The 9,197-nt window shown below is 74.7% G+C and carries 10 protein-coding genes and 2 pseudogenes; 8 read left to right on the top strand and 4 right to left on the bottom strand.

Annotated features, from left to right (window positions below; all coding sequences use genetic code 11):
• On the top strand, positions 1–1,014 hold a 1,014-nt coding region (locus CCN44_RS20825; RefSeq protein ID WP_086698534.1), incomplete at its 5' end, for a glutamate-cysteine ligase family protein.
• A gap of 93 nt (positions 1,015–1,107) precedes the next feature.
• Here CCN44_RS20825 and CCN44_RS20820 read toward each other — a convergent pair.
• Both CCN44_RS20820 and CCN44_RS20815 read right to left on the bottom strand, forming a co-directional pair.
• On the bottom strand, positions 1,108–2,481 hold the full coding sequence (locus CCN44_RS20820) for a S41 family peptidase (RefSeq protein WP_086698533.1): 1,374 nt from the start codon (positions 2,479–2,481) through the stop codon (positions 1,108–1,110).
• Positions 2,482–2,799: 318 nt separating this feature from the next.
• Positions 2,800–3,192 carry a winged helix-turn-helix transcriptional regulator gene (locus CCN44_RS20815; RefSeq protein ID WP_059247126.1) on the bottom strand — a complete coding sequence of 131 codons (393 nt, stop codon included), beginning with the start codon at positions 3,190–3,192 and terminating at the stop codon, positions 2,800–2,802.
• A 127-nt stretch (positions 3,193–3,319) separates the two neighbouring features.
• Between CCN44_RS20815 and CCN44_RS20810 the strand changes: the two genes are divergently transcribed.
• The 7 genes and pseudogenes from CCN44_RS20810 to CCN44_RS20780 all read left to right on the top strand — a co-directional run bounded on the left by CCN44_RS20810 (position 3,320) and on the right by CCN44_RS20780 (position 8,473).
• A complete protein-coding gene (locus tag CCN44_RS20810; RefSeq protein ID WP_059247125.1) occupies positions 3,320–3,970 on the top strand; it encodes an FMN-dependent NADH-azoreductase in 651 nt (216 codons plus the stop codon).
• Between the two features lie 224 nt (positions 3,971–4,194).
• The gene (locus CCN44_RS20805; RefSeq protein ID WP_059247124.1) at positions 4,195–4,875 is read left to right on the top strand and encodes a maleylpyruvate isomerase N-terminal domain-containing protein; all 681 of its coding nucleotides are present in this window, start codon (positions 4,195–4,197) and stop codon (positions 4,873–4,875) included.
• Positions 4,876–5,026: 151 nt separating this feature from the next.
• A complete protein-coding gene (locus CCN44_RS20800) occupies positions 5,027–5,308 on the top strand; it encodes a hypothetical protein (RefSeq protein ID WP_059247123.1) in 282 nt (93 codons plus the stop codon).
• 50 nt (positions 5,309–5,358) lie between these two features.
• A pseudogene (locus CCN44_RS47405) lies at positions 5,359–5,937 on the top strand (DUF2071 domain-containing protein); the annotation flags it as partial.
• A gap of 279 nt (positions 5,938–6,216) precedes the next feature.
• A pseudogene (locus CCN44_RS20790) lies at positions 6,217–6,837 on the top strand (hypothetical protein); the annotation flags it as partial.
• 63 nt (positions 6,838–6,900) lie between these two features.
• Positions 6,901–7,452, top strand: coding sequence for a hypothetical protein (locus tag CCN44_RS20785; RefSeq protein WP_079081270.1), 552 nt, complete (start codon positions 6,901–6,903; stop codon positions 7,450–7,452).
• A 139-nt stretch (positions 7,453–7,591) separates the two neighbouring features.
• On the top strand, positions 7,592–8,473 hold the full coding sequence (locus CCN44_RS20780; protein WP_059247121.1) for a DMT family transporter: 882 nt from the start codon (positions 7,592–7,594) through the stop codon (positions 8,471–8,473).
• Between the two features lie 6 nt (positions 8,474–8,479).
• Here the strand turns inward: CCN44_RS20780 and CCN44_RS20775 are convergent, their stop codons facing one another.
• Both CCN44_RS20775 and CCN44_RS20770 read right to left on the bottom strand, forming a co-directional pair.
• Positions 8,480–8,923, bottom strand: coding sequence for a MarR family winged helix-turn-helix transcriptional regulator (locus tag CCN44_RS20775; protein ID WP_086698532.1), 444 nt, complete (start codon positions 8,921–8,923; stop codon positions 8,480–8,482).
• 29 nt (positions 8,924–8,952) lie between these two features.
• Positions 8,953–9,197, bottom strand: a 245-nt coding sequence (locus CCN44_RS20770) for an alpha/beta hydrolase family protein (RefSeq protein WP_158103131.1), incomplete at its 5' end; no start/stop codon positions are given.

The following is a 9,197-nucleotide window of genomic DNA, read 5'->3' as shown; positions in this document are numbered from 1 at the left end:
GTCTTCGCCGCGCGCGGCGAGGATCTGCGCATCGAGATCGACGGGACCGACCGGCTGCGGACGTACGCGGACACCATCACCCCGGAGGCCGCGTGCACCAGTACGCAGTTCCACCTGCAGGTGTCGCCGGAGGAGTTCGCCGGCTACTGGAACGCGGCCCAGGCGATCGCCGGGGTGCAGGTGGCGCTCGCGGCCAACTCCCCGTTCCTGTTCGGCAAGGAGCTGTGGCACGAGACGCGGATCCCGCTGTTCGAGCAGGCCACCGACACCCGTCCGGAGGAGATCAAGGTGCAGGGGGTACGGCCCCGGGTGTGGTTCGGGGAGCGGTGGATCAACAGCGTCTTCGACCTGTTCGAGGAGAACCTGCGCTACTTCCCGGCCCTCCTCCCCCTGTGCGACGAGCAGGATCCGGCGGAGACGCTGGACCGCGGCGACATCCCCGAGCTGTCCGAGCTGACCCTGCACAACGGCACGATCTACCGCTGGAACCGGCCGGTCTACGCGGTGGCCAACGACCGGCCGCACATCCGGGTGGAGAACCGGGTGCTGCCCGCCGGCCCGACGGTGGCCGACACCCTCGCCAACGGCGCCTTCTACTACGGGCTCACCCGGGCCCTGGTGGAGGAGGACCGGCCGGTGTGGTCGCGGATGTCCTTCTCGGCCGCCGAGGACAATCTGCACGCCGCCGCCCGGCAGGGCATCGACGCCCTGCTGTACTGGCCCGGCATGGGCGAGGTGCCGGTGCCGGAGCTGGTGCTGCGGCGGCTGCTGCCGCTCGCGCACCGCGGCCTGGAGCACTCCGGCATGGACGCGGCGTGGCGGGAGCCGCTGCTCGGCGTCATCGAGCAGCGCTGTGTGACGGCACGCAACGGAGCGGTGTGGCAGAAGGAGATGTTCCACCACGTCGCCGGCACCGCGCACGCCGGCCGGCACGAGGCACTGCGCCGGATGACCCAGGTGTACATCGACTACATGCACCTCAACGCCCCGGTGCACACCTGGCCGGTGGACTGACCGTCATCACCGGCGTGCACCGACCGGCCGGCGTCCCGGAGCGGCCGGGACGGCGTCCTGGCCCACCGGGCCGACGGCCTGGACCGGCCCAGGTCAGCGGCGCGGACGCAGGACGGTCACCGCGCGGTCGAACGCCGAGTCGCGGTCGTTCGCGAACTCCTCCTCGGTGAAGACGGGTTCGGTGAGCTGCGGCGGGATGCCCGTGCCGTCGAAGGTGCGGCCGGTGCGGGTCAGGTACTCCTCGTTCGGCAGGACGAAGAGCATGCCGTCGGGGAGGGTGCGCACCATGACGTCGGAGAAGACGCCCTGGGTGGGCTGCCCGATCCGGACGGTGCGTCCGGGCCGGTCGAGCAGGGCCTGGGTGAAGGTCTCGCCGGCGCTGACGGTCGATCCGCCGGTGAGGACGGCGACCGGGCCGGTGTACCGGGACCCGGCGGCCGGGACGACGCGCACGGGTTCGGGCCGGGTGTGCCGGGTGGGGTCGGCCGGGTCGTTGCGGACGCGCTTGGCGTACGCGGTGTACGGAGTGTCGGTCAGCCGGGCGGCGATCCGGATGCCGAGGGCGTCGGAGCCGCCGCCGTTCACGCGCAGGTCGATGATCAGGCCGTGCAGGCACCGGGTGCGGTCCGGGGTGAGGACGGCGTCCAGCGCCCGGTCGAGTTCCGCCCGCTGGGCGGTGTACGGCGCTCCGTCCCCGGCGTAGCCGCCGAAGCCGGAGATCCGCAGGTAGCCGAGGCCGCCGCGCAGGTCGGCGTAGGTGATCCGGCCCGCGGCGAAGTCCCGGCGGCCCGTGGCGCCCTTCAGATCGCGGGCGACGATGTACTTCTTCGCCTTGGCGTCCAGCTCCGGGCTGGGCGGCTCGGTGCCGGGCCGTACCTCGGCGACGACGCGGTCGCCGTCCTTGACCGCGACATGGGCGTCGTGCAGGGGCCGCAGCATGCGGGCGAAGATGTCGAAGAGTTCGGCCCTGGTGGTGTCGCGGTGCACCTGGGGCCGGTAGCGGTCGCGGACGGCGTGCCAGTCGACGCCCTTCTGCGCGAAGAAGGGGTAGTTCTCCTCGAAGGTCTGCCAGAGCACGTCGAAGCGGGTCCGCGGGTCCGCGGAGGCCGGGCGTGCGCAGTCGGCGGGCAGGGCCGGCAGCCGGGCCAGCCGCCGGTGCCCGACGGAGCTGTCCGCGGCGAGCCGGGCACGGTCGCGGTCGTGCGTGGTCCGTACGGCGAGGACGGTGCCGTCGGGCGTGATGTACCGGCCGGGGCCGGTCTGCCGTGCGGAGTCGCCCGGGATGCAGCTGAGGGACGTGGTCTCGTACTTCCGCAGGGCTCCCCCGCCGAGGGCGAGCAGGGTGCCGTAGCCGTCGGTGCGCCACACTCCGTCGGTGACCGGCGGGCCGGGGCGCGCCGCGGACGCGGCGGGTACGGCGGTGGCGGCGAGGGCGAGGGCGGCCACGGTGGCCGTGAGGATGCGCACGACGGGGTCCTCCTGGGACGGTCGGTTCCGCGGACCACCACCGTGTCGGACGGCCGTACTCCCCCACCACCCTGCGGCCCGGTGCACCGGCCCGGGGGACAACTCCCGGACACCCCACCCGCCGCTGGGGCCCTGGGGCCTGTCGTTCGGATCATGCCGGCGTCGCGGGGCGTGGCACGCACATCTGCCGCGTTGTCGTCACTCGCCGACGCTCCGCGTCGACTCCCTCCTCCGCCTTGCAGCTGCACGCACCACGCCCCGCTCAGGTCGGCCGAAAGGCAACGTGCCGCACAGCCGCCCTGATCCGAACGACAGGCCCTAGCCGTGCACTCCGGCCGGCCGCTCCAGGCTCGTCTCGGGGAACGCCGACGCCTCCGGCAGATGGGCCTTGGCCCACTCCGCCAGTTCGCGCAGGGCGGGCTCCAGGGCCGCGCCGGCCTCGGTCAGCCGGTAGGACACGCGCAGCGGGGGACCTTCGTCGACCTCGCGCAGGACGAGGCCGGCCGCACCGAGTTCGGCGAGCCGGTCGGACAGCATGCGTTCGCTGATGCCGGGGATGGCCCGCCGGAGGTCGGCGAAGTAGGCGGGCTGCTCCACCAGCACGGCCACGATCGGGCCGCTCCAGCGCTTGCCGAGCAGCTGGAACACACGGGTGATGCCCTGGTCCACCCGCTTGCACGCCGCGCTGTCGTGGTTCTGCTCCGCCGCCATGCCCCCAGGGTACTACCCCAGCGTAGGGGGCTGAGAAAAAGTAAGTCCGTGTGATAAACATAGTCCAGTACGAAACGTGAGCCGACGCCCTGGCGTGCGGCTGCCCAGCCCTTTCTGGAGACACCTCATGGCCACCCTGCTGCACATCGATTCGTCCGTGTTCCCCACCGAGGCGTCGGCTTCCCGCGCCGTGACGGAGGCGTTCCGCAAGCACTGGGAGGAGCAGCACCCGCAGGGCACGGTCATCTACCGCGACCTGGCGGTCGACCCGGTTCCGCACATCACCGCCGACGCCCACCTCGCCGGCTTCGTCCCCCCGACCGCGCACACGCCCGAGCAGGCCGCCGTGTTCGCCGAGCGGGTCAAGCTGATCGAGGAGCTGGAGCAGGCCGACGCGATCCTGATCGGCGCTCCGATGTACAACTACACGATCCCGTCGACCCTCAAGGCCTGGCTGGACAACATCATCCTCATGGGCCGCACCGCGGGTGAGAACCCGTCGGCCAAGGGCACCCCGGTCACCGTCGTCGCCAGCCGGGGCGGCTCCTACGCGCCGGGCACCCCGCGCGAGGGCTATGAGTACGTGCAGACCTACCTCAAGGCCGTCCTGGCCGACGCCCTCGGCCTGGACCTGGAGTTCATCGTGCCGGAGCTGACGATGGCGTCGAAGAACCCGGCGATGTCCGAGCTGGTCCCGCTGTACGAGGCCTCCCGCGACCGCGCCTTCGAGGCCGCCGAGGCCCGGGCCCGGCAGCTGGCGGAGCGCCTCGCGGCCTGAGACGCCGCACCTACCGCACCACGGACCCCGGGCCGGCGCACAGCGGCCCGGGGCCGCACCCGTGCCCGCGACATGCCGGCCACCGGGCGCGGGCTAATCTGCGGGCGCGGACGTACGGGGCGCACGGCGACGGCTGAGCCCGGGATGCCGGAGCCTGCCCTCCCGTCCGATTCGCGCGTCCGGAAGCAGGGACCGGCCACAGCACACGTCCGGGGAGAGACCGTATGAGCACAGCGCACACCACGAGTCCCGCGCGTACCTTGCGCGCCGCCTACGAGGCCGCCTCGGCCGTCGTCGCCGGGCTGGGCGACGAGGAGTCCTGGCTGCCGACCGGCTGCACGGGCTGGGCGGTCCGCGACCTGGTCTTCCACTGTCTGCACGACGCCCAGCGCGGACTGGTGGCGCTGCACACGCCGGCGGACGCGCCCGTCGACCGGGACGCGGTGACGTACTGGCAGGACTGGCGTCCGGACACCGCCGGGGCGGCGAACGGCCGGCGCTGGGCGCGGGTGAACGGGAGCATGTTCCTGGTCTTCGGGCAGTTGCAGGAGCTGTATCTGGAGACGTTGGCGGCGGCCGTGCACGCGGCGGACTCGGTCGATCCGGCCCGGCGGGTGGCCACCCAGGGGCATGTGCTGACGGCCGGCGACCTGATCACCACGCTCGCGGTGGAGGCGACCGTCCACCACCTCGACCTGACCGTCCGGCTCCCGCTCGCACCGGGCCCCTCACCCGAGGGCCTGGCGGCGGTGCGGGCCACGCTGGACGGCCTGCTCGGCGGGCCCGCTCCGGCGGAGTGGAGCGACGAACGGTACGCGCGCGTGGGCACCGGACGGGCCGCGCTCACCGACACGGAACGCGCCGCCCTGGGCGCGGCGGCGGACCGGCTCCCGCTGTTCGGCTGAGGCCGGCTCCCACCGTGTGCGGCCGAGGACCGGCTCCCGTCGGCGTCGAGGGCCGGCCGGCCCCCGGCGGCACGCCCAACGCGGCGACAGCCGGGTCCGACACCTGCGCGGTGCGGGGCATCCCGGTCGGGTTGATGACACCCTGCGCCCCATGAACACCCCTCCCAGCATCAACAGTTACGTCGACCGGGTCACGGCCGGTCCCGGCGGGGCGATGACCGACGAAGTCGGCGTCATCACCGGCGATCTCACCGTGGCGACCATCCTCCTGTCCGACGGCCGCAGTGTGCGGGTCGCCGTCCAGCATTCCGGCAGCGACACCTGGTACACCCTCGCCGGGAGCCCCGCCCCCGTGCCGGCCGGCCAACTCGCGGCCTACCACCGGGACCTGCTGGGCCGGATCCGCCGGGGCGGCGGAACCCGCGCCACCTGAGCCGGGGCCAGCGCACGCACACCGGGCCGCCCGCCCGAGCGGGAGGGGCGGTGGCCGTGCGCCTCCCGGCCCCTCCCCCGGCCGCCGCCGCCCGCACTCGGTGGGACCGGCGCGGGGACCGATGGGGGCGCGCCGGGTTTCGGCGCCCCGCTCCGGGGGAGTCGGTGCGCGTGGTCTCGTATGGACCCCAGCAGCGTGTGTACGTCCCGGAGCTGCGGGCCGACTGGCTGACCCAGAGCTTCGTGCACTGGGCCTACTCGCCCGCGCAGATCCAGCTCCTGCTGCCGCGGGGGCTCGCCGTGGACACGTACGACGGTTCGGCGTGGGTGAGCCTCACGCCGTTCGTCATGGCCGGGGTGCGCCCGCCGGGGTCGCCCGCGTCCCTGCCCCCTTTCGCCGAGACGAATCTGCGCACCTACGTGCGGGGCCCGGACGGCCGGGACGGGCTGTGGTTCCTGTCCATCGAGGTGGCCTGCCCGGTGATGCTCGCCGCCCGCGCGATGGGCGTGCCGTACCGCCTGGGCCGCCTGGCGCTGGCCCGGCACGGGGACACGGTGGCCTACACCGGGGTCCGGTGGGGCGGTGGGCCCCGCTACCGCCTGGTGGTCCGGCCGGGCGAGCCGGTCCGGCCGAGCCGTCTGGACGTCTGGCTGACCTCGCGCTGGCGGGCCTTCACCCTGCGGTGGGGCGTGCGTGCTCTGGGAGACCCCCGTCGAGCACGCGCCCTGGCCGCTGCGCGAGACGCGCCTGGAGGCGATGGAGGAGACCCTCACCCGGGCGGCGGGACTGCCCCCGCCCGTGGCGCGGCCGATCGTGCACTTCTCGGACGGGGTGCGGAACGTGCGGCTGGGCGTGTCGCGTCCCGTGCGGCGCCGCGGCCGGGCCCGCGACCGGGCCGCCCCGGGCGGATGAACGCGCCCGCGCCCGGCCCCGCCCGGCTGCGCTTCGACGGCTGGATCGCCAGTATCGGGACGGCGTCCGGGACCCGCGTGGTGCTCGGGCACTGGCCCTGCTCGCCCTTCGGCCCGTTCAGCGACGTGATGCTCGAACGGGAGGACGGTCACCGCCTGCTGCTGGCCCCGACCCGGCGCACGGCGGAGTTCATCGCCGGCACCTACGCCTTCGACGAGGTGCGGATCGTGCCGGTACGGGTCGACGTCACCGGGGACCGGTGGACCGTCACCGCCGGTTCGCTGCTCGACCTGCGCCTGACCGTCGGCCGCCGGAGTCTGCCGGGGCTGGCGCTGCGGGCCGTCCCCGGCGCGCTGGCCGCGCGTCCCGGCTGGACGAGGGTGACCGACCCGCCGGCCCGTGTGCTGCTCGGGGTACGGACCCGGGGCAGCGCCGGCGGCGGGCGGCGCGAGTGGTACAGCGCGCGCGATCTGCACCGGATCACCGCGGCGAGCGCCGTCCACGAAGGGCGGGACCTCGGCCCGCTCGCCCCGGTCGAGCCCGCCGTCCGCTTCGGTTTCGGCTCGGCGCCCCGTACGCCGAGCCTGGTACGCGTCACGACGACGGTGGGCGCGCCGCGCGCCGCCGGACGCCGTGGACGCCCCCGTCGCACGCCACGGCAGCCAGGAAGGAGGCCTGTCATGAACGGACCGGCACAGCCCGGAACGCCCGGGCCCGAGTCCACCGGCGGCACCGACATGAAGCTGCTCGGTGTCTATCTCAACGACCACCTCGCCGGCGCCACCGCGGGCGCCCAGCGGATCGGCCATCTGGCCCGCACCATGCGCGGTTCCGCGCTCGGCCGGGCCCTCGGCCCCGTCGCCGCCGAGATCGACGAGGACCGGGCGACCTTGCTGGCCATCATGCGGAACCTGGGAGTCCCCGTGCGCCACTACAAGGTCTGGGCGGGCTGGGCCGCCGAGAAGGCGGCCCGGCTCAAGGGCAACGGCCGGCTGGTGCGGCGCTCTCCGCTCAGCACCTTGCTGGAACTGGAGGCGCTGCGGCTCGGGGTGGAGGGCAAGGCGGCCGTCTGGTCCACCCTGCGCCGGCTCGCGTCCACCGACGAGCGGCTGGACGCCGCACTGCTCGACACACTCCTCGACCGGGCCGCACGCCAGCAGGACACGGTGGAGGAGTGGCGCGGGCGCGCGGCCGAGGCGGCCCTGCGGCCGACCGCCCGGGCCGCCGCGTGACCCCGGACCGGGGCACCGGCCCGGCCCGGACGCGCGGGCGCGGTGCCGGAGTGCGTGTCGTGTCCTGAGCGGCGTGTCGATGTCTTGCGCAGGCTGACCGGGCCCGATCCTGGGGTCTGCCGGCAGGCGGGAGACGGTCGTGATCGAACTGGCCGCGGCGTTCGCCGTCGCGGGAGCGGCGAGCAGCGCCGTGGGCACCGCGTGCCAGCGCAAGGCGGCCTCGGCCAGCAGCCGCGGCGGGGTCCGGCTGCTCGCGGAGCTGGTGCGCCGGCCGGTCTGGATGATCGGCATGGCCGGCGTGATCTGCGCCGCGGTGTTCCAGAGCCTGGCCCTGGTCAACGGCCCGCTCGCGCTGGTCCAGCCGCTGTTCGTCCTGGAGCTGCCGTTCGCGCTGCTGGTCGCCGCGCCGCTGATGCACCGGCGGCTGCCCCGCTCGGGCTGGTGGGGTGTGGGCGGCTGTGTGGGGGGCCTCGCCGTGCTCCTCGTCGCGGCGGCCCCGCACGGCGCGACCCATCACGCGCCCCTCGACCGGTGGATCCCGGCCGTGTGCCTGTGCGTCGGCGTGATGGCCGCGGCCGTTCTCCTGGCGGGCCGGGGCCACCCGCCGGCCCGGCGCGCCGCGTTCCTGGCCGCCGCCTCGGCGACGGGCAACGCGCTGACCGCGGCCCTGCTGAAGTCGGCCGCCGGCACGTTCGCCGACCAGGGTTTCACGGCGTTCCTGCGGTCCTGGCAGACGTACGGCTTCGCGCTGGCCGGCGTCTGTGCCGTGCTGCTGCTGGAGAACGCGTTGCAGGCCGGTCCGCTGGCCGCGGCGCAGCCGGCGCTGACCATCGGCGACGCGGTGGTGAGCCTGGCCCTCGCGGTCACGCTGTTCGACGAGCGGATCCGCACCGGCTGGTGGCTCGTGCCGGAGGCCTGCGGTGCCCTGCTGATCGTCCTGGGCGTGCTGGTCCTCAGCCGGGCCGTGCAGCGGATCGTCGTACCGCCCCTTCCGGCCGAGGAGCGGAACCCGGCGGCGTGAGGCCCCTCAGGGAGCGGCGACGAGCGGCGGCTCTCCCCAGTCGGAGGTCAGCGCGTCCCGCAGGGCGCGGGCCGGGGCCGGCCCGATGCGCTCCGTCAGCACCGACTCGATCACCTTGATGGTGGCCTGCGCCCGCTCGTGCACCCGCTGCCCCTCGGCGGTCGTACGGATCAGGCGGCGGCGTGCGGACTCGGGGTCGGGCACCTGCTCCAGCAGCCCCATGCCGATCAGTCCGTGCACCGCCTGATGGACCGTCTGCCGGGTGACGCCGATCCGCCGGGCCAGTTCGGAGACGGTGGTGCCCTCGGTGTCGAGCAGGGCGAAGACGGACGCCTGCGCCGTCGTCACGGGCTGCTCCCCCGCCGCCTCCATGCTGGCGAACAGGGCGTCCTCGAACCAGCGGCGGGCCTCGGACAGCAGCTGGGGCAGGTTGGCGGCGCGGTGACTCATGGCTCCTCGGAAGATCGGGTACCCGCCGATTATCCTCCGGCGCAGTGACGGGCGACGAAGGCGGCCGTCCTGTCGAAGCAGCGCTCGACCTCCTCCTCGGCGAGCCCCGCCCACAGGTGGTTCGCGCCGGCCACCCGCACGTGGTCGACCGGAACCCGCGCGGCACGCAGGGCCGCCGTGAGCCGTTCGCTCTGTGCGCAGGGCACCAGCTCGTCCCCGGTGCCGTGCAGCACCAGGAAGGGCGGTGCCTGCGGGGTCACCCGCAGGGCGGGGC

It is taken from the genome of Streptomyces tricolor (assembly GCF_002155905.1).
Classification (GTDB): Bacteria; Actinomycetota; Actinomycetes; order Streptomycetales; family Streptomycetaceae; genus Streptomyces; species Streptomyces tricolor.
The sequence above is the reverse complement of the archived record's forward strand: the minus strand, read 5'-3'. Positions and strand labels throughout refer to the sequence as shown.